Source organism: Ancylomarina euxina (assembly GCF_003863355.1).
GTDB classification, from domain to species: domain Bacteria; phylum Bacteroidota; class Bacteroidia; order Bacteroidales; family Marinifilaceae; genus Ancylomarina; species Ancylomarina euxinus.
The window spans coordinates 234,206-258,227 of the sequence record NZ_QQWG01000002.1 but is presented as its reverse complement, the minus strand read 5'-3'; the positions used below and the strand labels follow the sequence as shown (position 1 = coordinate 258,227).

24 protein-coding genes and 1 tRNA gene are annotated in these 24,022 nt (G+C 34.5%); 11 read left to right on the top strand and 14 right to left on the bottom strand.

Features of this window, described 5'->3' with window-relative positions:
- Positions 1–6 precede the first annotated feature (6 nt).
- Genes DWB61_RS03280 through DWB61_RS03245 form a run of 8 tightly spaced genes read right to left on the bottom strand, consistent with a single transcriptional unit; the run spans position 7 to position 6,029 of the window.
- Positions 7–1,797, bottom strand: coding sequence for an NADH-quinone oxidoreductase subunit NuoF (locus DWB61_RS03280; protein WP_125029463.1), 1,791 nt, complete (start codon positions 1,795–1,797; stop codon positions 7–9).
- Positions 1,798–1,818: 21 nt separating this feature from the next.
- Positions 1,819–2,211: a (2Fe-2S) ferredoxin domain-containing protein gene (locus DWB61_RS03275; RefSeq protein WP_125029462.1), complete on the bottom strand. Its 393-nt coding sequence runs from the start codon at positions 2,209–2,211 to the stop codon at positions 1,819–1,821.
- A gap of 36 nt (positions 2,212–2,247) precedes the next feature.
- Entirely contained in the window at positions 2,248–2,778 is a 531-nt protein-coding gene (locus DWB61_RS03270) for an ATP-binding protein (protein WP_197091157.1), read from the bottom strand.
- Between the two features lie 18 nt (positions 2,779–2,796).
- Entirely contained in the window at positions 2,797–3,534 is a 738-nt protein-coding gene (locus tag DWB61_RS03265) for a PHP domain-containing protein (protein WP_125029460.1), read from the bottom strand.
- A gap of 11 nt (positions 3,535–3,545) precedes the next feature.
- Positions 3,546–3,881: a DRTGG domain-containing protein gene (locus DWB61_RS03260; RefSeq protein ID WP_125029459.1), complete on the bottom strand. Its 336-nt coding sequence runs from the start codon at positions 3,879–3,881 to the stop codon at positions 3,546–3,548.
- A gap of 14 nt (positions 3,882–3,895) precedes the next feature.
- Positions 3,896–5,254: a [Fe-Fe] hydrogenase large subunit C-terminal domain-containing protein gene (locus DWB61_RS03255; protein ID WP_125029458.1), complete on the bottom strand. Its 1,359-nt coding sequence runs from the start codon at positions 5,252–5,254 to the stop codon at positions 3,896–3,898.
- Between the two features lie 4 nt (positions 5,255–5,258).
- On the bottom strand, positions 5,259–5,672 hold the full coding sequence (locus tag DWB61_RS03250; protein WP_125029457.1) for an ATP-binding protein: 414 nt from the start codon (positions 5,670–5,672) through the stop codon (positions 5,259–5,261).
- Positions 5,673–5,681: 9 nt separating this feature from the next.
- Positions 5,682–6,029, bottom strand: a complete 348-nt coding sequence (locus DWB61_RS03245) for a hypothetical protein (RefSeq protein ID WP_156190193.1) — start codon at positions 6,027–6,029, stop codon at positions 5,682–5,684.
- Positions 6,030–6,549: 520 nt separating this feature from the next.
- Between DWB61_RS03245 and DWB61_RS03240 the strand changes: the two genes are divergently transcribed.
- From DWB61_RS03240 to hpf, 5 genes are all read left to right on the top strand, one after another.
- The gene (locus tag DWB61_RS03240; RefSeq protein WP_125029456.1) at positions 6,550–7,356 is read left to right on the top strand and encodes a hypothetical protein; all 807 of its coding nucleotides are present in this window, start codon (positions 6,550–6,552) and stop codon (positions 7,354–7,356) included.
- A 142-nt stretch (positions 7,357–7,498) separates the two neighbouring features.
- Positions 7,499–8,485 carry a glycerophosphodiester phosphodiesterase family protein gene (locus tag DWB61_RS03235; protein ID WP_158614360.1) on the top strand — a complete coding sequence of 329 codons (987 nt, stop codon included), beginning with the start codon at positions 7,499–7,501 and terminating at the stop codon, positions 8,483–8,485.
- Positions 8,486–8,605: 120 nt separating this feature from the next.
- The gene (locus DWB61_RS03230) at positions 8,606–9,802 is read left to right on the top strand and encodes a sodium:calcium antiporter (protein ID WP_125029454.1); all 1,197 of its coding nucleotides are present in this window, start codon (positions 8,606–8,608) and stop codon (positions 9,800–9,802) included.
- A gap of 68 nt (positions 9,803–9,870) precedes the next feature.
- Positions 9,871–10,494, top strand: coding sequence for a hypothetical protein (locus DWB61_RS03225; protein ID WP_125029453.1), 624 nt, complete (start codon positions 9,871–9,873; stop codon positions 10,492–10,494).
- A 276-nt stretch (positions 10,495–10,770) separates the two neighbouring features.
- Complete coding sequence (gene hpf, locus DWB61_RS03220; RefSeq protein ID WP_158614359.1) at positions 10,771–11,052, top strand: ribosome hibernation-promoting factor, HPF/YfiA family; 282 nt, start codon at positions 10,771–10,773, stop codon at positions 11,050–11,052.
- Positions 11,053–11,104: 52 nt separating this feature from the next.
- On the opposite strand, the gene DWB61_RS03215 is transcribed toward hpf, so the two are convergent.
- Positions 11,105–11,542 carry a (4Fe-4S)-binding protein gene (locus DWB61_RS03215; protein WP_125029451.1) on the bottom strand — a complete coding sequence of 146 codons (438 nt, stop codon included), beginning with the start codon at positions 11,540–11,542 and terminating at the stop codon, positions 11,105–11,107.
- 246 nt (positions 11,543–11,788) lie between these two features.
- Between DWB61_RS03215 and DWB61_RS03210 the strand changes: the two genes are divergently transcribed.
- Positions 11,789–11,861: transfer RNA gene (locus DWB61_RS03210), tRNA-Trp, on the top strand.
- Positions 11,862–11,925: 64 nt separating this feature from the next.
- On the opposite strand, the gene DWB61_RS03205 is transcribed toward DWB61_RS03210, so the two are convergent.
- The 4 genes from DWB61_RS03205 to DWB61_RS03190 form a co-directional block, all read right to left on the bottom strand.
- Complete coding sequence (locus DWB61_RS03205) at positions 11,926–13,488, bottom strand: NAD(P)/FAD-dependent oxidoreductase (RefSeq protein WP_125029450.1); 1,563 nt, start codon at positions 13,486–13,488, stop codon at positions 11,926–11,928.
- Positions 13,489–13,510: 22 nt separating this feature from the next.
- Positions 13,511–14,230 (bottom strand): type IX secretion/gliding motility protein PorT/SprT, encoded by a 720-nt coding sequence (gene porT / locus DWB61_RS03200; protein ID WP_156190191.1) that lies wholly within the window; start codon positions 14,228–14,230, stop codon positions 13,511–13,513.
- Between the two features lie 51 nt (positions 14,231–14,281).
- Positions 14,282–15,001, bottom strand: a complete 720-nt coding sequence (gene ubiE / locus DWB61_RS03195; protein ID WP_225423347.1) for a bifunctional demethylmenaquinone methyltransferase/2-methoxy-6-polyprenyl-1,4-benzoquinol methylase UbiE — start codon at positions 14,999–15,001, stop codon at positions 14,282–14,284.
- Between the two features lie 138 nt (positions 15,002–15,139).
- A complete protein-coding gene (locus DWB61_RS03190; protein ID WP_125029448.1) occupies positions 15,140–17,296 on the bottom strand; it encodes an AIR synthase related protein in 2,157 nt (718 codons plus the stop codon).
- A 342-nt stretch (positions 17,297–17,638) separates the two neighbouring features.
- Here DWB61_RS03190 and DWB61_RS03185 point away from each other — a divergent pair, with 342 nt between their 5' ends.
- Genes DWB61_RS03185 through DWB61_RS03175 form a run of 3 tightly spaced genes read left to right on the top strand, consistent with a single transcriptional unit; the run spans position 17,639 to position 20,285 of the window.
- Positions 17,639–18,400, top strand: coding sequence for an SDR family NAD(P)-dependent oxidoreductase (locus DWB61_RS03185; RefSeq protein WP_125029447.1), 762 nt, complete (start codon positions 17,639–17,641; stop codon positions 18,398–18,400).
- A 49-nt stretch (positions 18,401–18,449) separates the two neighbouring features.
- Positions 18,450–19,013: a hypothetical protein gene (locus DWB61_RS03180; RefSeq protein WP_125029446.1), complete on the top strand. Its 564-nt coding sequence runs from the start codon at positions 18,450–18,452 to the stop codon at positions 19,011–19,013.
- 48 nt (positions 19,014–19,061) lie between these two features.
- The gene (locus tag DWB61_RS03175; protein ID WP_125029445.1) at positions 19,062–20,285 is read left to right on the top strand and encodes a C45 family peptidase; all 1,224 of its coding nucleotides are present in this window, start codon (positions 19,062–19,064) and stop codon (positions 20,283–20,285) included.
- Between the two features lie 317 nt (positions 20,286–20,602).
- Here the strand turns inward: DWB61_RS03175 and DWB61_RS03170 are convergent, their stop codons facing one another.
- Positions 20,603–22,369, bottom strand: coding sequence for a POTRA domain-containing protein (locus DWB61_RS03170; RefSeq protein WP_125029444.1), 1,767 nt, complete (start codon positions 22,367–22,369; stop codon positions 20,603–20,605).
- A gap of 198 nt (positions 22,370–22,567) precedes the next feature.
- Here DWB61_RS03170 and DWB61_RS17870 point away from each other — a divergent pair, with 198 nt between their 5' ends.
- Together DWB61_RS17870 and gap are read left to right on the top strand one after the other, a co-directional pair.
- On the top strand, positions 22,568–22,696 hold the full coding sequence (locus DWB61_RS17870; RefSeq protein ID WP_262701451.1) for a hypothetical protein: 129 nt from the start codon (positions 22,568–22,570) through the stop codon (positions 22,694–22,696).
- Positions 22,697–22,919: 223 nt separating this feature from the next.
- A complete protein-coding gene (gene gap, locus DWB61_RS03165) occupies positions 22,920–23,927 on the top strand; it encodes a type I glyceraldehyde-3-phosphate dehydrogenase (protein ID WP_125029443.1) in 1,008 nt (335 codons plus the stop codon).
- Positions 23,928–24,022: the final 95 nt, after the last annotated feature.

The following is a 24,022-nucleotide window of genomic DNA, read 5'->3' as shown; positions in this document are numbered from 1 at the left end:
TCCTCCTTATTGTATGCTAATGGCGTTAAACTTACACTTATCCATACAAGCTCCACACTTAATACATTTCTCAACGTCGATAATATGAGCTTCTTTACGTTCTCCAGCAATACAATCAACTGGACAATTGCGAGCACAAAGCGTACAACCAACACATAATTCAGGATCAACAACATATTGCATTAATGCCTTACACTGACCTGCTACACATTTATGATCTTTTACGTGTGAAATATATTCATCGTAGAAATTATCGATGGTAGAAAGTACTGGATTTGGAGATGTTTGACCTAAACCACAAAGAGAAGTATCCTTAATTACGGCACTTAAATTGCGTAACAAATCGATATCTTCCATTGTTCCTTTACCTTCAGTAATCTTATCAAGCAATTCATAAAGACGCTTATTACCTACACGACATGGAGTACATTTTCCACAAGATTCCTCAACCGTAAAGTCAAGATAGAATTTTGCCATGGAAACCATACAGTCATCTTCATCCATAACAATCATACCTCCTGATCCCATCATGGAACCAACAGCAAGTAGATTATCAAAGTCAATAGCTGTATCAAGGTGTTTTTCCGTCAAACAGCCTCCAGAAGGGCCACCAGTTTGAACAGCCTTAAATTTCTTACCATCTTTAATACCACCACCAATTTCGTAAATTACTTCACGAAGCGTAGTACCCATTGGCACCTCGATCAAACCAACATTGTTGATTTTTCCTGCCAAAGCAAATACTTTAGTTCCTTTTGATTTTTCAGTACCAATAGAACTAAACCATTTAGCACCTTTATTGATGATAACAGGAACATTAGCAAATGTCTCAACATTATTTACGTTTGTAGGCTTACCATTGTATCCTGATTCAGCTGGGAATGGAGGCTTAACAGTTGGCTCACCACGAAGACCTTCCATCGAATGAATCAAAGCCGTTTCTTCACCACACACAAAAGCTCCAGCTCCATAACGCATCTCTACGTCGAAATTGAATCCAGAACCTAGAATATCCTTACCCAATAGACCATACTCACGAGCTTGTTTAATCGCAACTTTCAAACGCTCAATAGCAAGTGGATATTCAGCGCGAATATAAATCACACCCAAATCGGCTCCCATCGTATAACCACAAATGGCCATCGCTTCAAGTACTGAATGTGGATCTCCTTCAAGGATAGAACGGTCCATAAATGCTCCTGGGTCTCCCTCATCAGCATTACAAACCACATATTTCTGATCCGCATCGTTTTTAGAAGCAAATTCCCATTTCAAACCAGTTGGGAATCCTCCTCCTCCTCGTCCACGTAGGCCAGATTCTTTTATAATATCTATAACCGCCTGTGGCGTCATTTCGAAACACGTACCAAGTGCACCATAACCATCACGAGCAATATATTCGTCAATATTCTCTGGATTAATAAATCCACAGTTTCTTAAAGCAATACGAATTTGTTTCTTGTAGAAACCCATATTCTTAGCATCACTTACAATTTCCTTCTTATCAGGATCTGTGTAAAGTAAACGCATTACCTGACGTCCTTTAACGATATGCTCCTCGATAATCTCATCAGCATCTTCAGGCTTCACTTCAATATAGAAGGTATTATCTGGAAGAATCTTCACAATTGGTCCTTTTTCACAAAAACCAAAGCAACCTGTTGTTACTACCTGCACTTCATCATCAAGCCCTTTAGCTTTAAGTGCATTCTCTAAATTAGTTTGAATAAGCTCACTTGCAGATGCACGACATCCTGTTCCCCCGCAAATAAGAATATGCATTTTATACTTTTCCATAACAGTATTTAGGTTTAGATATTAGTCAATAGTATTATAGTTTACAGGAATAATCCCATCAACCAATTCACCATTCTTAACATATTTCTCAATAATCTCGTCGGCTTTTTTCACATCTACTTCACCAAAAACTATTGGATCTTTACCTGGCATTATCACCTCGATAGTCGGTTCTGCAAAACAATAGCCCATGCATCCCGTTTGGGTAACAACAGCAGAAATTCCTCTCTTGGCACTTTCCTCGATAAAGAAATTCATCACCTCTTTTGCACCAGAGGCAATACCACAAGTAGCCATACCTACTTTAATTTGCACCATACTATCTGGAGCATTACTCTTTTCTCTAAGATCCATCTTTGACTGAAGATCTTCTTTCATTCTCTTCAGATCTGCAAGAGATTTTACTTTTGCCATAATCTCAAATATTAAAGGTTAGAAACTAAATTCATTTTATATAATTGTGCTAACATTCTCATTTATCATTTCTTTAATGTAAACCAGAATATTGGGATCGCTCAGCGATATCCCTTCTAAAACTTCTTTCACTTCTTTTGTATCAAACACATATTCTCCCTGAGCTGTTGTGTGCTTGTATAAAAAATCCATATCCGGATTAGCTCCCACCAACAACATTATGGTTTCGGCTATATTCCCCAATACGGGCCTGTCGATATTCGAATGAGAAAAAACAACTTCGAGTCCAGTTCCCTCACCCTTTTTAGACCAAATATTTAAACTCCCTCCAGTTTGTTCAGCATTTTGTTTTAAAAGCGAAATACCCAAACCGACTTTTCTCGTTGTACGAGATGTAAAGAAGGGATCTGCAACTTTTGCCAAAACCTCTTCAGACATCCCGCAGCCATTATCTTTAAATATCAGCGTATAGCTATCATTTTTCACATCCTCAATTATTTCAAGCTCAACAAGAGTCGCATTCGCTCTCACCGAGTTTTGAATAATATCCATGATATGTTCTGACAAATCTCTCACTTCTTCTTATTATAAATTCACTAATCGACCTTGCTCATTTCGTAAAGCCATCTTCACTTCATTAAAACTGGCTTCCTGTATAATGAATTCGGTATAAATATCTCCAACCAATTCAATACAATGAGCGTCGGAGCTTTTAATAAATGTCTGATCTTTCAAATAAGCGTTTTTTTCCAGGAACGACTCTTTACTTATATGTCTTGTTAATTCGAGAGCATCCACATTCAAATCGAAAGGAATAAAGCCCAATTGCGAAATAATACTATTTTGCATTTTGTTTATATGAGCTGGAATAAATAAGCCATCCAATTCATGAACCTTCTTTTCTAATTGATCGATACTCTGATCGATAGCTGAAGTCAACAGCCATTCAACTTCACCTATTATTTCATCAACTTCATTTACCACTACCTGATAACCAAATCTTTCATTATCATTGGATATGTGAGGCAGGTGCCCATCCAAGTAAGCTTGAAAAATAGCTAAAACATCTTCTGTTTCGAAAAAGCAAAGACAATGCACTTCTTCTTTTGTTGTCACTTCTGCTCCCATCAAAACCACAATATCTTCCTTAGCCGCAAGCTCTTTAATAAGAGGAGCATGAAGCGTTATGTTATGATCGCTTATTCCCAATATGTCAATACCACGTTCTTTAGCCCTATTCACAATATTTACAGGGCTCATCTCCAAATCTCCACAAGGCGAAAGCACCGTATGTGTATGTAAGTCGACTCGAAACGTTCGCATGATTTCAATTCCTAATCACCAATTAGTTTATAAAGCTTACCAGTCAATTCAAAAGCTTCCTCTTCAGATGAAAGAATTGGAATACCTTCTTTATTACTTTGGTCTGCTGCATCAGCTTCAGGCTCATAACCTTTAACCAAAATAACAGCTGCTAATTCTTTTAATGAGGCTATCGCCATGATATTCTTATGAGTCTGAAGTGTTACCCATACTTGATTGGAATCAGCATTCCCCATAACATCGCTCAACAAATCAGAAGTATAACCTCCTTCAATTTCATTATTCAAGCCCTGCTCTCCCGAACAAACTTTTAAACTTAACGCCTCAACAATATCACTTACTTTCATTGCTATCTATTTTTTTATCCTTTTAAGCTTTTCTTCTCAAAACGCCCTTTCCCCCATGTACTCTCAGATATATCGAAAGACTCTTGTGGGCTAATTAATTCTTCTTTTGTTAGCATTTTCTGTAAAAACACACACTGCGTCATCTTAGCTTTCCCTTGAACTATATCTTCAGCTAAAACCTTACATTTGGGCGCACCACAAGCTCCACAGTCAATGCCTGGTAAAACTCTCATGATACGCTGAATCTTTTTCATTTTATCCATGGCTATCATCATATCAGAGTCCAGACTTAATATTGATCTAGGCTCTATTTCTGAAATAGCCATATTATTAAGCAAATAAGGACGATAAGTGTCATACATTTCTTCAGTCTCTTTCTGCTTCTTTATATCTTTATTAGCTCGCTTACTTAAGCGCTCAACAGCTAAAAATCTGTTCTCTGTGCTTAAAACACCACCCGCACAACTCCTATCACAAGCTCTTAGTTCAAGAAAATCAACATCTGTGATTTCCTCATTTTCAAGCTTATCTAAAAAAGCAATTACATTATGAATCTCATCAATAGCCAAACAACGCCGCGAGTATTGGGATGCCTCTCCATTGGTTAAAGTCCACTCTATACTCGTTTTAGATAGATGACGATAGTTTGAAACTGTATTCTTATCACTACTGCCTTTCTTAATACTTAACATGACTTTATTATAAATAAAGTCCATATTAATAACACCATCAATTAAAAGCTCTTCCTCTCCAACGGGGGATTTCACCGCAGCTATTTTTGCAGCACATGGTGTTATATAAAAGATACCAATTTCATCATTATTGAATCCTTCATCAATTAATTTCTTACGATAGAACTGAGAAGAGATATCAACCACTGGTTTAAGACGCACAATATTTTCAACCAAAGAAGGGAAACGCACTTGAATGAGGCGAACGATAGCTGGACAAAAACTAGATATAAATGGCCGCATTTGAGGATGCCTTCGCATATACTCCTTCGTACCTTCAATCAATAGATCAACGGCCTCATCAACTTCGAAAACATGAGTAAAACCCATTTCTTTAATAACAGAATAGATTTGCTCCTCTGTTATTTCATCAGGAAATTGTCCTAATAGAACGGTTGGTAATAATGCAACTCGTTGCTTAAAGCTGAATATCTGATTAAAGTCGTCCTGTTCAACGATAATAGCATTCACAGGACAAGCTTTTAAGCACTCACCACAATCAACACAAGCATTCTTATTTATGTCAGCTATACCTGATTTCACACGAATTGCCTTTGTAGGGCACACATTCATACAATGTGTGCAGCCAATACAAACGTTTTCGACAACTTTTAGAGCATGATAAAAAGGCAGCTTCTCCATTGTTCTAATTTAAATAGTTAATTAGTTCAACTTCAGTTCCTACACCAACCGTTGATTTTATATTCAACTCATTGGTGTTCTTCTTTATATTGGGCAACCCCATACCAGCACCAAACCCCATCTCACGAACTTCAGGAGAGGCTGTTGAATACCCTTTTTGCATTGCCAATTCGATATCAGCAATTCCCGGTCCTTTATCAACGATACGTACTATAATCTTATCTGGAAAAATTGAGACATTCATCTCACCTTCGTAAGCATGAGCAACAACATTAACCTCAGCTTCATAAATAGAAACAACGATTCGCTTTATGAGCTTTGGATCTACATTTAGCTTCTTCAATACTTTCTTCACATCACTTGAAGCCGTGCCCGCATTTGAAAAATTACCTCCCTCTATATCAAATTTAAAATCCATACAGCAGAATTAATAAACGGGCTCTAAACCCATATTACATAAAAGTGAACAAGCGCGAAACATTGAATAACGACATTCCATAAGTGTAATGCCACTTTCTTCTGCAAGACTTTTCATTTCTTCAGAAGCTTTCTTATCTCGAACAAATAAAATATAAGGAATATCTGACATTTCAGAAGTTCTAATCGTCTGCAAATTATTCAATCCTGTAACTAACAGAAGATTATCAGAATCTATAGTCAAAACATCACTCATTAAATCAGAAGCAAATCCAAAATCGATATCCTGATTTAAATCTGTATTCCCACAGACAATCTGAGCATTTAAAACATCAAGTATTTGAGAAACCTTTATCATCTTCAATTATTAGATTATGTTCAGCCTTTTGCGTAAACAACGATGCTAAGATAAGAAATAGAGCAAGATAAAAGAACGCTCAAAGGTGGAATGAAAGGAAAAGTGGAAAATACATATTTAGTCTAAATAACTATGCTTCACAACAGTTTTTAATAAGTATCAATAAAGAAAACTCCTGTAAACTAGAGCCTAAAAGAAATCACATCATCAAACCTCGACAAATATGCTAAAAAACACAACACAAGCCCTATATATATATTAGACTAGTAGTAATTACTTGCAAATATCGCTCTTTACCAAATTATTGATTTATGTTTATTTTGCATTCCCATACATGAGCCATAATCATACAAGACTATCAATTTGTTTTAAAATTATCAAAATTGAATATATCTTGATAAAAAGCTGTTTCTTGCACCAATTATTAGCTTAGATCCATAATAATTCATCATTAAGTTAAAAAGTAAAGTAATGGAATAACAATATTCCCATCTCATTTAACTTATTTTTTCTTTAATACATGTACGCTAAAAATCAACACATACTACTTCTTGTTCAAAAACTGAATCCGAACAAAAAAGCCCTAAATCATGCGCTAAAAATTGCCACGATCTTCAAATCAAAAGTTTTAATCTCAAATTCACCTTTTTCAAAAAATAAAATTGCCGATGAAGACCTGGAAAATTATATCTCTGATCATGATAATGCAAGTAAAATTCAACTTAGCATTACAGAAGACCAGCCAAATAAAATAATCAAACAACTCAATATCATTTTTATGTTTATTGAAATTGATGTGAAAAACGATTTCAAGTTCTATTTAAGAAACAACATATTCTCTTGGATCCTTAATGCTAAAATCCCAACCTTCTTAGTAGGCCAGAAGACATCAATTAAAACAGAATATTCAAATATCATTCTGCCTATTGATCACAAAAAAGAGTCGAAAGAAAAAATGATTTGGGCGAGTTATTTTGGAAGGTTTAATAATGCAGTGGTTCAATTAATTCCAGCTACTGAAAAGGAAGAGGTTTTTAAGAAAACGATTAGAAACACATTGCTATTTACAAAAAAAATGTTCTCCCAATTTATTTTTAATTATAAAATCCACAAATCAGAATTCTCTAGCAAACATATTGATGAAGAAGCTTTTAAAATGGCTACAACAAATGAATCGGATCTTGTTGTTCTAATGACAGGGAAAGCTCAAGGCGTCTTCTTCCTTAGGTACAATTCAAAAAAAATCAAACATCTTATCAATCATTACCCAAATCCAATCCTACTAATCAATCCCATGAAAGACTACTATCTACCGTGTGATGGATGAAATAATTTCATTGGTCAAAACATATAGACTAGGCATCGATTATTTACAATATAAATTGTAAATTAAAGTATAGAACTAAGTAATGGTTTTGGAGATTCTCTTTAATCAACATTTAACATCTACTCTATACGCAAAATTTTCTATGAGATATCTGTTTGTATTATTATCAATCTTAACACAGCTCCTTCCATTAAGGGGGAATTGTTATTATAAAAATATTGAAGTAAACCAACAAGCAAACAACAGAATTGATTCCCTACTTCAAATCTTAAACACACCTACTGACTCCTATATTATGGTTGTTGCACATAGAGGAGATTGGACAAATGCACCAGAGAATTCCCTACAGGCGATAAAAAATGCCATTGAAATTGGAGTAGACATATTAGAGATTGATGTGAGATTTACTAAAGATAAGGTTCCTGTCGTAATACATGATAAAACTTTAAACCGAACAACAACTGGAAGCGGTAAAATATCGAGATTTACATTAAATGATTTAAAGGGAATTTTTTTAACCGATAAGCATGGCAAGCCCACTTCACATAAAATACCAACCCTAGACGAGGCTTTATTGCTTTCAAAAGGAAAAATCCTAATCAACCTAGACAAATGCACAATGCATCTAGATAAAATCGTTAAACACCTTTATAAAACAAATACTTTAAATCAAATTATAATAAAAAAAAGAGATGATTTTTATAAAATCAATCTTCAAAAAAAATGCTTCAAGAATCGACTTATTTACATCCCTCAGATAATTGAAAAAAATAAAAAACTAGAACACCACACCAATAAATTCATTAAAAAATACAAACCTCTTGTTTTCGATATCAATCTTACAGAAAACGATTCTTTACTACTTCCCCTTATAAATAAACTAAAACAAAATTTTTGCAGAATTTGGGTCAGTACAACCGCAAATGAAAATGTTCGCAATTATAACAACAGAGAAAAATCTCCTAATTCTGAAACCAAATGGGGATGGGCTATAGATTTTGGGGCCAACATCATCGTAACAGATGAACCTAAGTTACTTATAGAGTATCTGAAAGAAAAAAAACTAAGAAAAAACATTCACCTAAAAATACAAGACGAAATAATTGTAAAATCAAGCCCAGCGAAATAGCTGATCAGATAAAATCTATGATATTTAAATAATGACTTTACCGATTTTAATTAAAAAATTACCTTTATTTTCGGGACATAAATAAGAACAAGGTCTAAACTCATCTATTTAGAAAAAAACATGGATATCTTCAATTTCATATTCCATACTTGGTATGGAGGTCTCTCGTTAATGATCTTTTGCTCCATAGTTATAGCAAAATCATGTAATAGCTTTGAGGTTGCAACTGACTATCTAGGTAGAAATATGAGTGAGGGTGTAAAAGGAGCTTCACTAAACGCAATTGGATCATCAATTCCCGAACTTTTAACAACAGTCTTTTTTCTTCTATTTGCTTCACACGCCAATCTGGCAAGAGATTTAGCAGCAAGTATTGGCGGCAATACAGGTTCTGCTATATTTAATAGCATTGCTATCCCCATGCTAGTTATTGGAACTGTTTTAGCAACTGTGCCAGGAGTCATTGGATTAAAAATCAGCAAAAAAGTTATTCTTCGAGATGGTCTATTTCTTATAGCTGCCGAAATCCTACTCATCATATTGCTTTCGAGTAAATATATCACACATTGGCACGGCTGGGCATTTACACTTTTTTATCTTGTTTATCTTGCATACACCATGTTATCGATGAGAAAGAACGATAATCCTGAACCTCAAACCAATGAAGAAAGTGAAGACGGTGTGTACCTTAAATACGTATTGAAATTTAACAAGGGAAGAAAACGCCGAAGCTGGCTACTTTTAGTAGGATCCACTTTGGTCATAGCAGCAGCTTGCGCTGGACTCGTTGAGGGTTGTAAAGCAATTTCAGATTCCTTAGGAATAAACCCATTGTTTGTTGCATTGATATTAATTGCAGCTGCGAGCAGTGTTCCGGACACCATCATATCAATTAGAGATGCTAAAAAAGGAAACTACGATGATTCTCTGGCTAATATTTTGGGATCGAATATTTTTGACATATCAATTAGCTTGGGACTTCCGCTTGCCTTGTTTTTATTATTCACGGGTCAAAAGATTGAATTTACCGAAGCAGGATCAACCCTTGTTGATATTCGGGTTGTATTATTAATAGTTACCCTACTAACTATTGGAATCTTCTACTTCAGCACAGTTTTAAGAAAACGCCACGTTGTTTTATTAGGTATTTTGTATATCCTATTTATATTATATGCCATTGGTGCTGCAGAATATTACACAGGCAGTGAATCTTTTCTTGCACAAACAGCAGGTTCATTTATTAAGTATCTTAGACAACCTGGAGGTTTAGGTGAATATCTTCAATTAATCGCTAATTATTTCACTTCAAGCTGGTAAAAGTTTTTGCTTATATTTAATGATAGATCTAACTTTAAGTTTCATTCAATATTTAAATTGAAAAAATCATGTTTAGTTCATTTGAAATCATCTATAAATTCTCTTTGCAATTACTATTGACTTTTTGGATTCTAGTATGGTCTACTTGCTCGTGGTATGGTGTTGAATTAGTTTTTGGTATAAGCCTATGGCAAATCCCCACTACAATAATGGGAACACTTCTAGCTGTAGTATCCGGTGTCTATTTCTATACGATACTTTCTATTCCATATAAACTCTCAAGAAAATTCGATACAATTAAAGATAAAGTTGCACTCGAATCTTATAAGAACTGTGAGGATTTCCAAAAAGAGGTTGCCGATTTCATTATCACTTTTTTTAATTACCCAGGAGCAAATGTAATTGGAGGCAACTTCCATTTCAATGGATGCGAAAAATACATCTACAATTCTGGTGAAGAAATTACTAAATTCAAATCTGACACAATCACAAAATTTAAACTTAAATCAGGGAAACAAGCCGTTTACATTCCTATTAAGATTGCAGATCACAACTTAGGTGACATGTTACTTATAATGGAAGGCAAAACTTTACCTCTATTTAAAAGTATAATGGCTGATTTCGAAAATTATTTTCTTGATGATCAGCTCTACCATGTGCTAAATTCAGTGTCCAGAAATCAAAATAAATAGTATAAAACAAGTCCCTAACTTATATTTAGAAGAAATTTCCGAGGCTATTACTTCTAGAAATAAGGCTCTTAAGTTTAATTAACACTTTTTCATCATAATAATTCCTCACAAACGCTTTCCTAATTGAAAAATTATACCTACTTTCAGGGTAATAAGATTAATCAAAACGGCTATTACAAGCCAACTGTGCACATTTATCACTGATCAGTTACTATTTAACGAAATATTAACTCATGCTCTCTTGAGCAATAAAATATAGGAGGAATTGTGATGAATATGAAGATGCAATCCGTAGGTTTTAAAGCAGATAAGAAACTTGAAGCTTTTATCAATCAGAAGTTGAGTAAACTAAATAAGTTCGATAATAATATTAGTGATTATATTGTCACTTTAAATATTGAAAATTCAGATCCTAAAGCGAATAAAGTTGTTGAAGTAAAAGTGAATGTTCCAGGAAATGAACTTTTCGCTAGAAAACAATCTAATTCATTTGAGGCGGCTGCAGAACTTGTTGCTGATGCTTTAAGAATTCAGATTCTAAAAAATAAGGAGAAATAATCTTCTATCCCTTTAAAAAAAGCTCTGATACAAAATGTATCAGAGCTTTTTTTTAATCTTCAAAATCAATTACATTGTGTGACCCATCACAAAATGGTTTATTCTTAGATGTACCACATCGGCAAAAATACGTTTCGCCTGATTTAATTTCTCTCTGTCCATTAGTATTTACCAATGTTATAGACCCTTCAATCATTAACGGGCCCTTTGTCAAAACCCTTACTTTCAATCCTGATTCAAGAGCAATCGGACTTTCTCGTTCTTCCTCATCTGGCATATTTACATAAAATGAAAGTGCTTTTGTTGGGCATTTTTGCACTTGCTTCATAATTTCATCATTGCTTGCAGCATTAATTTTTATCCAGGGTTGACTCCCAGGTTGGAAAACCGATGCTAATCCTTTTGAGCATACTTCAGAGTGAATACACAAATCAGTCCGATATACAACAGTAATTTCACCATTACTATATTCCTTTTTAGCGTTTTTCATATCTGTTATTTTTAAAAATATGACAGTCGAAACCTATAATTCATAATTTAATACTTTTAAATGAAAAATTCATTAAAAAATTAAAGCCTAAATATTCCAAACTAAAAAGCTCATTCTTAAAACAGTAGCAAAATCGAGCCTTTCAGAAAGAAAAAAACTTATTCTTTCTTTCATAAAACGATTTGCAGATGTCATAATTTGTTCTACTTTTGTCAGCGAACAAAGGGGATAACACCTCAATCAAATACGGGCGTAGCTCAGTTGGTAGAGCACTGGTCTCCAAAACCAGGTGTCGGGAGTTCGAGTCTCTCCGCCCGTGCAAAAAAAAGCCTTTCGAATATTAATTCGAAAGGCTTTTTTTATAACTATTAATTTTTACAATATTATTCGAGAAGCAAATTATGAAAGGCTTCAGCACAACGTTCACCATCCATTGCGGCAGACACAATTCCTCCAGCATAACCAGCCCCTTCTCCACACGGAAATAAACCAGAAACTTGTATATGTTGTAAGGTTTTATTGTCACGAGGGATTCTAACAGGAGAAGACGTTCTAGACTCCACTGCCAGAATTACCGCCTCATTGGTAAGAAAGCCTTTTGATTTGTTCCCAAAGGCCTTAAATCCCTCCTGAAGACGGTAACTAATATGCTTAGGCAACCACTCATGCAAGGCTGAACTTTTGAGTCCTGGTTGATATGAAGATTGAGGAAGACTTGAACTACGAATACCTTTTACAAAATCATACATACACTGAGCTGGAGCAGTTAAATCAGAACCGCCTTTTTCAAAAGCCAAAGCCTCTATTTTTTCTTGAAATTTTATCCCAGCTAAAGCACCATATTCCTCAAATTCTTTCAAATCTTCTTCCATGACTTCAACAGCCATCCCGGAATTAGCAAAAGCAGTATTCCTTCGCGAGGATGACATCCCGTTTACAACTTGCTGATTGTTCCCTGTCGCAGCTGGTACAATCACACCACCAGGACACATACAAAACGAATACACTCCACGTCCATCAACCTGCTGAACAAAGCTATAACTTGCCGCTGGCAAATATTCACCACGGCCATCAGGATTATGATACTGAATCTGATCTATTAAATTCTGGGAATGCTCAATACGGACGCCCACTGCAAATGTCTTTGCTTCAATAGTTATTTTCTGGGAATCCAAAAGATAATATATATCACGAGCTGAATGACCTGTTGCTAAAATAACCGCTTCGGCCTTAATTTCATCACCAGACTCAATTCTAACGCCAGATATCTTGTTATCACTTACAAGTAAATGATTCACCTTTGTTGAAAAATGAACTTCGCCTCCAGCCTGAATAATACTCTCTCTAATTCTAACAATCACTTTAGGCAATACATCTGTTCCAATATGTGGATGAGCATCAATCAGTATATCTTCCTGAGCTCCGTGAAAGTGCAAAACTTCTAATATTTTCTTGAGATTACCTCGTTTTTTAGAACGCGTATACAATTTACCATCAGAAAATGTACCAGCTCCTCCTTCACCAAAACTATAATTTGAATCAGGATTAATAGTTCTATTTTTATGGATTGCTGCAAGATCTTTCTTTCTATCCTCAACACGCTTACCTCTTTCCAATACAATAGGGCAATAGCCTAACTCAATCAACCTAAGAGCAGCAAACAGTCCTGCAGGACCTGCTCCTACTACAATCACTTTCTTTCTATCAGATACATCCTGATAACTAAAATCAGACAATTTCAAATCAGGGAAATCCTCATCGTAAGCCACACGAAAACGCATGTTAATTTTGACATTTCGTTGTCTAGCATCTATTGATCGACGAAGAATCTGAATTCCAGTAATCCTAGAAGCATATATTTTCAAATTATTGGCCACTAATGGTTTATAGAAACTTTCTTCTGAAGCTTCGCGCGGACTTAAAACCAAATTAATTTCGGTAATCATATGGGTATGTAAAAGGTGTATCTTATTCGAAATGAAAAGAAAGCGTCACCACTTTCGAACTCATCCTATTGATTGAATGAGTGTAAAAATTTGCATCTGGATTTTCAGGATCAAGTTTATGATTCAAAATATCATGCAAACCAAGAGAGAACTTCAACTCCGTTGCAAACTTGAAGTATGGTAAATAAAAATCGATCCCAGCCCCTAACTCTAAGCAAAAATAATTTGGCTTTAGGCTGACCATCACATTATCTTCTGGATCTAAATAACTTGGAGCCTGAACATCCATTTTATAACTAAAACCTCCAACCAAATAAGGTCGGAAATTATCAAGTCTCTTTGCTCTATACTTTAATAAAAATGGCAGGTTTATCACAACACTCTCAAGTGTTGTTTCCACTGGAGGAGTAGCTAAATCAGAATCGTCAGAATAAAAAATTGTACGTTCGCCAAACTCTAACCCGGGCTGAAAACGTAAAGAAAAATTCTCATGCAATTTCAAATCAGAGACAATTCCTACTGAAAAACCAGGTGAAAAAGTCACTTGTTCTGCTCGTATATTATCTTTAGCTGAATTCTTAATGGCATAGTCCATAGCATTCAGCCCTAAAGTAAAGCCAAAATGTAATCGTTTCTGATCAACTTTTTGATTATTTAAGATATGACCAGAACGATAAACCCCTTGAGAATATAGATAACTAGACGAGAATAAGAGCAATAATATAATAAGTACTTTCTTCAAACTTAAATATGTTGTTTCAATAAATAACCTGATTATTTAAATATTATTGTTCTACTTAGTCCCAATATAGATCGAGGCAATACCAAAACTTAATCTTTGCTCCTTCACCGTATTGAAACCGCAAGATTTACAAATCTCAAGAAATTTATCTCCGTCAGGAAAATTCTCAACAGATTCAGGTAAATAAGTATAAGCTGACATATCTTTTGAAACGATACGCCCACAAAAAGGCAGAATTTTGAAAAAATAGAAGTTGTAGATTTGCTTAATCGGGAACTTGCGTGGTTTTGAAAACTCCAAGACAACAAGCTTTCCCCCTTTATCTAACACACGATACATTTCACTAATTCCTTTTTCCAGATTCTCAAAATTCCGAACTCCAAAGGCAACAGTGATAGCATCAAATGAATTATTATCAAACCGAATATTTTCAGAATCTCCTTCGAAAAGCTGAATTTTATTTTCTAATCCTTTTTTGGCAATTTTCTCTCGACCAACAGCCAACATTTCTGTTGAAATATCAATACCAACAACTGAATCGGGATTCAATTTTAGGGCAGCAATAGCAAAATCGCCGGTACCAGTAGCAATATCTAACATCCGTTTAGGCTGATGAGAACGAAGCAGTTTTATGGCTTTTTTTCGCCATAGCTTGTCGATCCCAAGAGAAAGGAAATGATTTAGAAAATCATACTTCCTAGCTATATTGTTGAACATCAGGGCAACCTGTGCTTTTTTTCCTTTATCTAAATCTTTATATGGATTGACCACTAAAATATATTTTCGTAAGGTTAATAAATCTGATAATTGAGATTCTCTAAAAAAATAGAATTGAGAAACCAAACGCAAATATATTAATTGTCAAGACAAGCCGATTACAAAACTTACTTTTATTTACATGATTTCGAATCAATCAAAAGGAGAACTCAACTGAAAATCGGTTTTATAATCATCAATAAAACCAAAAGGAATATCATCAATTCTCAATTCACCTTTAGTAACATGCCCCAAAGTTGAAAAAGACACCCCATACTCCATCATAGCATCAATAAAATCATCTTCGTTTTCCATTGACACCGAAACAACAACTCTTGATTGAGATTCACCAAACAAAAAAGCATCTTTTCTAACTTCGGCAGGTGAAGTAATATCAAAGCCAAATCCTAATGGCATAGATGATGCAACTAGATTAAAAAACAAACCTCCCTCATCTACGCTATGAGCCGAAACAATCAATTTCTGTTTGATCAATTTATGAACACAATCATTCACTTTTTTCTCTTCATAAAGTGAAAAGTAAGGAATTCCCTCAGGAGTCCCTTTTCTAATACTCTGCAAATATTGTGATCCAGCAATATCATTATGAGACTGTCCAATAAGGAATATCATATCCCCTTTCTTTCTGTAAATATATGAGGTATGATGCTGCGATGAATCCAACATCCCCATCATTCCTATTACGGGAGTTGGCTGAATAGAAATACGATTTCCCTCAATCGTACTTTCGTTATAAAAACTAACATTACCTCCTAAAACCGGAATATCATAAAATTGACAAGCTTCGGATAAACCTTCAACCGATTCGACAAGTTGAGCATATACTTTCTCATCTAACAAACTTCCTAAATTCAAACAATCATTAATCCCTATAGCTTTTCCACCTGTACATGTAATTCGACGCACAGCCATTGCCATATTAATCTGAGTCCCAACAAAAGGGTTAGAATTGCAATAATTGGAGTTTCCAGAAATTGTAAAACACAGAGGATTTATGTTTTTATCATACAAAACAATGGCATCAGAAGGTGAATGATTTTCTTCTACTTGATCATGCAACTGTATGTGCAATTTAACACCAATATTCTTATCTTTCAACAAGTGTTTAATCAATTTCCAATAGTCATCTGGCTCAGGAATAGTTTCTAAAAGATCTCTATGATTACTTTCAGTTAAAGGGATATATCTTCTATTTTCTTGAGGAGCGGTATAGCCCATAACAAGGTCCTCCGGAAAAAATTCTGCAACTACATCATTATCATCAAAGAAAGTTAATGTCTCATTCTCTACTATCGTTCCAATTTGCGTACAAAGAACTTCAGATCTATTAAAAATATTCCTTACCTCTTCAATCTTTGTTTGATCAACAACAATCATCATTCTCTCCTGAGTTCGAGATAACATGACTTCCTCTATTGATAAATTATCCTTAGCTAAAGGAATCTTATTCAACTCAATATCAACGCCATACCCAACTCTGACTCCAATAGATGAACAAGCACATACTAAACCTGCTATGTCCATATTTTCAACATATAGTAAGGCATTTTGTTCTGTTAGTTCCAAAATTGTTTTTATCATTGAACTTGATAAATCGGGATTGCTTTTAGCAACAGAACCTGTTTTTTCATCAACAGCAATACCATCATTACTCGTTAAATTTCCAACAATAAACACGGCACTACCCACACGAACGTCTCTATTTAAAATGAGATGATCTTTATGTACAAGACCAGCAACTAATATATTTACAAGAGGATTACAATTAAAACAAGAGTTAAAACAGATTTCACTATTAATATTTTTGACGTATTGTAAGGAAGAGTAATCATAGACACCTTTTTTCACCTCTTCCATCAACCATTGTGTTCTATCGAGATTTTGATTACCAAAGCGGAACGAATTCAAAGAAATAATCGGCTTTGCACCAAGAGAAACAACATCGCGAATTACGTCACCAACACAGGTGGCAGCCCCTTCGTAGGGGTCTATGCCTGAAGGATGATTGTGACTTCCCATTTTAAAAACACAACATAAATCGTTGCCAATATCAACAGCCCCAGAATTTGCTATTCCTGCTCCAACAATAACCCGATCCCCTTCTGTAGGTAAAGATTTTATCCATTGGTAAGAACTTTTATAAGAGACCCTTTCAGCCCACATGGCAGAATAAATTAGCAACTCCAACTCGTTAAGTTCTCGACCTAACTTCATTGATATTGAATCTAAAACGTCTTTATAACTTTCTAGTTCTTCCGCAACCCTTAATGTATTCGCCTTGTTTTTCATGTGTTTCTAATTTTTATATTAACAGCACATGGAAGTCGCCACACCAACTCTTAGTTAATCATGGTTCATTTCATCTGATTCCTAATTATCTCTTTGTCAACAATTTTTACTTGATTAAAAATATATACTTTAAAAGATCCAAGCACAGAATTACATTTATCTGTCCACACATTAACACCTATGCTACCCTCTGCTTGATGATTAACTAAATTTATAAAAAAATAATGAACACTAACATCAATTAGATACTTTGTTTCTAAATTTAGGGCTGAAAAAATCGAGTTCTAAACTTAATACTGGTAGAACTAAAGACATTCTTTAAAACACAACAAAACTCAGAATATGAACAAAATAGCTTTAATAACGGGTGCTTCAGCAGGAATAGGTGAAGCCTGTGCATTAAAATTGGCCGAAAATGGATTTGACTTAATTATTGCTGGCAGACGCGAAAAAAACATTAAAAATCTTTCTAAGAAAATTCAAGATACGTATGGTAAAGAGGTATTTAATCTTTGTCTTGATGTTAGAAACTATAAAGAGGTAGAAAAAACAATAAATGATTTACCTGAAAAGTGGAAGAATATTGATGTTTTAGTCAACAATGCTGGCTTAGCAGTTGGTGTTTCTCCTATTGAGGAAGGTGTTATCGACGATTGGGATCGCATGATCGACACCAATGTTAAAGGTCTACTTTATGTAACTCGTTGTGTAAGTCCTCTAATGGCTAGTCGCAAGAAAGGATTAATTGTCAACATTTCTTCTATTGCTGGAAAAGAAGCTTATCCTGGTGGCAATGTTTACTGTGGTACAAAACATGCAGTAGAGGCTATTACTAAGGGTATGAGAATAGATTTATTACCTCACAATATTAGAGTTAGTTCAATTGCTCCTGGTATGGTTGAAACGGAATTCTCTCTTGTTCGTTTTAAAGGTGATCAAAGCAAAGCTGAACAAGTTTACAATGGCTTCGAACCTCTCAAAGCTGAAGATATTGCTGAAAGTTTGCTTTTTATCGCAACGCGTCCTGAGCACGTTTCAATCAACGATATTCTTATTATGCCTTCAGCTCAAGCTTCAGCAAGAGATGTGAATCGTAAATTATAAAGACCATCTATATTTTTTAAGTATCTTTCGTAATCAATAAAGTTGCATTATGGACAAACTGAGCAATTGCAATATAAAACGTAATAAGAAGCTTCTCGTTTCAGATATCATCAAATTCTACGAAACAAGAGGTTATACACTCATTGATGCGAATGCATACGGAATGACTTTGAAAAAGGGATCATGGTGGGGAAACTTAACCTCACTTAATCCCTTAAATTGGAGAACTATAGTTAGACTTGATGTCATCAAGGTTGAAAAAATGGATTACGATCTTTTTGCCCAATATAAGTTTAGTTCAATGGGGCAATTTTTATCTAAAAAAACAAAACTATTCTTCTCAAAAGAGGCTGAAGCATTTAATGAAGCCATGCTTAATTTCAAAGTAAACATTGATGAAATAGAACAAATTGGGAAAGAAGCAAGTGTCGAAAATTTAAAAAACATGTTTTCTGCCCTTTTAATGGGTATGCTTATCGCCTTTCTATTAATCTTTGTACTAAAAATATACTTGCCTCACGATTTACCAATTGTGGCCAATTCAGGAATTACTCTTCTGAGTATCATTTTCTGTAACTATATACTTAACCGACCCAATAAAACCGAAAACTAACACCATCGAAAACAAAACCACAGTTTTTGACTACCAACTAACACAAGAATGAAATTCATTAAACACATCACACTATTAAGCTTTTTTTTAGGACTAGCTTATGCTTCTTCTATGGCATGTACAACAGCCGTTATTTCAGGGAAATCTACCAAAGACGGGCGTCCAATACTCTGGAAACATCGCGACTCTGAAAGTTACCAAAACAAATTACGCCTTTTCAATGATGGTGTGTTCACATATGTTGGCTTAATCAACTCAGACGACAGCAATGGTGATCAAATTTGGGGTGGCAACAACGAAGTTGGCTTTGCAATCATGAATTCGGCTTCTTTCAATCTTAGATCGGATAAAGATGCGTCGTTTAGAGATCAGGAAGGTATTATCATGAAAAAAGCCCTACAATCATGCAAGACTCTAGAGGATTTTGAAAACTTGCTTGCAAACCTACCAAAACCAATGGGCTTAGAAGCAAATTTTGGTGTTATTGATGCAAAAGGTGGAGCAGCCTATTTCGAAACAAATGACAATAGCTTCGTCAAGTTTGATGCAAATGACAAAAAAGTAGCTCCTAATGGTTACATTATTAGAGCAAACTATTCATTTACTGGCAGAGAAAACGAAGGTTATGGCTACATACGTTATATGAATGCCGAAAAGGAATTCTTTGCAGCAGCAGGAACCAAGCAACTAGATCCGACTTTCATTCTTAAAAACCAATGTCGATCACTTGAGAATTTCCTTACCGAAGAAGATGTTAAGTCATATCAAAATTTATCTGAAAATCAGAATAACTTCATCGTTGTAAAAGATTGCATCAATCGTTATATATCAACTTCATCTTTTGTTATTCAAGGAGTTAAAGAGAATGAAGATCCTAGACTAACAACCATGTGGACTTTACTTGGTTTTCCACTTGCATCAGTCGCTGTTCCAAGCTGGAGTTTAAAAAATATTGATTTACCAGAGACTGTCCGCGCTGACAAAGATAAAAATGCAGCATTGTGTATCAAAACCTTAGAATTGAAGAAAAAATTCTTTCCTGTATCCAGAGGTGCAGGTGAAGATTACATGAATACCACGGCAGCATACAACAAAGAAGAAACAGGAATCGTTCAGCAATTGGAGAAAACTGAAAATCAAATTCTTCAATTAAGTCAAGAAAACTTGAAAAAATGGCGAAAAGAAGGGATCAATAAAACTGAAATGAAAGCTTTTTATCAAAAAGTAGATGAGATAATTAAGACTAACTATAAAACTCTTTTTGAACTATAAGATACAAACTAAACCAATTAATGGTTGGTAGAGATTTAAACACTCACTTTTAAGTGGGTGTTTTTTTTATTGAAAATAAATGAGAATGAACCACGAAGTAAACTGAAGCAAACCAACCTTAATGTAGGTGCAAATATAGAATAATTACAAACGTTTGCGCCATGTTTAAGAACTTATTTCTTAGCCCCTACAAACTGCAAACTTATGACTAGTTTTGACTGTTGATTTTGAATCAAAGTACTGATGAAATCGCGACTAATAATTTGAAGTTTGATGTTTAAAATGGCTGTTCACTCTTGTGTTCAGCCATTTTTGAATTAAAATTTAGCGATAAAGCCAAAATGAATTTTAGCCGATTTTAAATCGGTAGATTGTTCACCCTGCTTTCCCAATGCATAGTTTAAAGTAAACAAGCCTGATCCTGCAAAAAAATTCAAACCAAATCCATACCCCATAGGATGATCTGACATTATCTTTTCTTGTATTTCTTGCTCATACCAAGCCAGATCGTAGAATAGATAAATACTTGTATGCTGACTAGGAACAAATTGGAATTCCTGTCTGGTAAGGGCATATTTTGAAGCTCTAAAAGAATCTTCGTTAAAGCCTCTGATAGTTTTCATTCCTCCCAAACGATATAAATCATTTTCAAAATAATTAACTCGCTCCATCCACGCTGCCATTACTTGCCAATGATATACCAATTTTGAACCTAAGGGAATATAATTTTTAAGACTCAGGCGACCTTCAAAAATCTTCGTTTTTAAATCGATATTCTTATATAGCTCGTCAGGCATATTGACATTTCTCTTAATTTTATTTTCACCACCAGATAGATCAAGAATCCAATGCCAGCCTTCAAGAGGATTATACCTCCTGTCCAACTTCTCATATTCATATTGAAATCCCAAGAGATTCGATTTTGAGTCTGCAAAATCAGGCAATACCGTTAAACCTGCAAAATGCTTGGAAGAAATAAGATTGGATGACTTCAATTGATAGAATAAACATACACCACTGGTCCCAGTCTGCTGAAAATTGAGCCCCAATCTTAAATTTGTATTCACATAAGTACTATCCTGCTTCATGAGCTGAAATGACAAATCAGTGCCCAGCTTTGAATTAAAAATATAGGGGTAGTGAAAATCAACTTTTAAATTCTGGCTACTCTCTTCCAATTTTCGCCAATTAAACTGAATATGTTCTCCCCTATGAAAAGAATTGACCAAATCCAGATCAACTTCACCAGTGAGTTCTAATTGATTCGTTTCTTTATTGTTCTGAAAACCAATAATTCCATCAAATCGATTAGCTGATTGCTTTTTCAGATAGTGATGGACCTTGGCTACTCCATCGAAAAATTCAAGTTCGGATGGTTTAATTTCGGATATAAAGTCAAGCTTAGAAATCAGTTGTGAAATCGCTTCAAATTTTTCTTCACAATATACCTGCCCAGGCTTTATACCTAGATGATTTTCAATAAATTTAGAATGTATCAAAGCATTCCCTTTTATCAATATACTATCCCAAACAATTCGCTGATTAGGGCTCAATAAACCATTACCACTTATTTCACCATCAGTAATTTTTATATCAGATAGAGTTAATGTGGCAAAAGGATATCCGTGATTTGAATAATAATCCAATATAACAGACTGCTCATCTGTACCATCTTTAAACGAAAATCCTTTTGAACCTTTAAAATTAAATCCTAAATATTCCCCTCCAATAGGTTTATCAACAACTAAATTTAGGTCTTTCCATACATATGGTTTTCCAATATGAAAAAACGCATAAAGTGTATCGGAAATTTTATAAATGCTATCAATATTAGTTTCTAGATAGCCTTTCTCAATAAAATATGACTTTAATTGCTGAACTTTAAAGTTCAGTGTCTTATCATCATTAAAATGATGTCGCTTAATTTGTTTGGCTTGCTTCCTAAAGGATGAGATCTCACGACCTACCAGTTTTAAGTGGTAAACCTTATTTTGAGATAATAAAGACGTGGATATCGCCAACAACAAAATCAATAATAGGCTGATCCTAAACAGAAATAAGATATTAATATTGTAAAGTTTCATATATGGCTTAAAGAAAGACAAATTATAATTCCGAATAATCTAAATTAGATTCAAAAATGAATGATAATTTCTGTACTTACAAGATTATCATTATCTTTTACAAATTATTGAACAAAAATGCTTAGTTTTTCTTTAATACCTCTTGAGTCTAACCTATAAATATTAAATTTGAATCTTGATTCGAAAAAAAATAACACTATGAAAAAACTACTTTATGCACTTTGCCTACTGATGTTGGTAGGAACCGTTTTAAGTTCTTGTGCGACTGACAAAAAATGTCCTGCATATTCTAAAGTTGAAACACAGAATACCTCGAAAACAGTATAAAAAGTAAAAAATCTCATTTAAATGAGATTTTTTTTTACGTTAATATCACTTAATTGCAATCGTTACAGATTCATATAACAGACTGAATACTAATAAGGAGACTCTTTCATATGATCAAGAAACATATGATTTTTTTTCACATTTCCCTCTCGTTTTCTTATTTATTTCTCTACTTTTGCCTTACAAGAAACAAAGGGTTTATTAAATTAAAACTTTATACAAAATGTCAAAGATTAAAATTGGTATCAACGGATTCGGACGTATTGGACGTTTCGTATTCCGTCAGGCTGTTGCTCAAGGTAACATCGAAGTAGTAGCTATTAACGACCTTTTAGATGTAGATTACATGGCTTACATGTTAAAATATGATTCTACTCACGGAAAATTCAACGGTACCGTTGAAGTTGTTGATGGTCAAATGATCGTTAATGGTAACGTAGTGCGTGTTACTGCAGAAAGAAATCCAGCTGATATCAACTGGGGTGCAGTATCTGCTGAATACGTTGTAGAATCTACAGGTTTTTTCTTAACAAAAGAATCTGCTCAAGGTCATATCGATGGTGGAGCTAAAAAAGTTATTATGTCTGCACCTTCAAAAGACGATACTCCAATGTTCGTTATGGGTGTAAACAACACTGAATATACTAACGATCTTACTTTCGTTTCTAACGCATCTTGTACTACTAACTGTTTAGCTCCTGTAGCTAAAGTATTGAACGACAAGTGGGGAATTATCGAAGGTTTAATGACTACTGTACACGCGACTACTGCAACTCAAAAAACTGTTGACGGTCCTTCTGCTAAGGATTGGAGAGGTGGACGTGGTGCTGGTCAAAACATCATTCCTTCTTCTACTGGTGCTGCTAAAGCTGTAGGTAAAGTAATTCCTGCTTTAGATGGTAAACTAACTGGTATGTCTTTCCGTGTTCCTACTCCTGATGTATCTGTTGTTGACTTGACAGTTCGTCTAGAAAAAGGTGCTACTTACGCAGAAATTTGTGCTGCTATGAAAGAAGCTTCTGAGAACGAATTAAAAGGTATCTTAGGATATACTGAAGATGCAGTTGTATCAAATGACTTTATTGGTGATACTCGTACTTCTATTTTCGATGCTACAGCTGGTATTCAATTATCTCCAAACTTCGTAAAAGTTGTTTCATGGTATGATAATGAAATGGGATACTCAACTAAAGTATGTGAGTTAATCCAGTACATGGATTCAGTAAAGTAATCTACTGAAACACAATATTTCAAAAAAGACTATCCTTAGAGATAGTCTTTTTTTTATTTCATTATTTTTTGAATATCGGAATAAAAAAAAGCTTG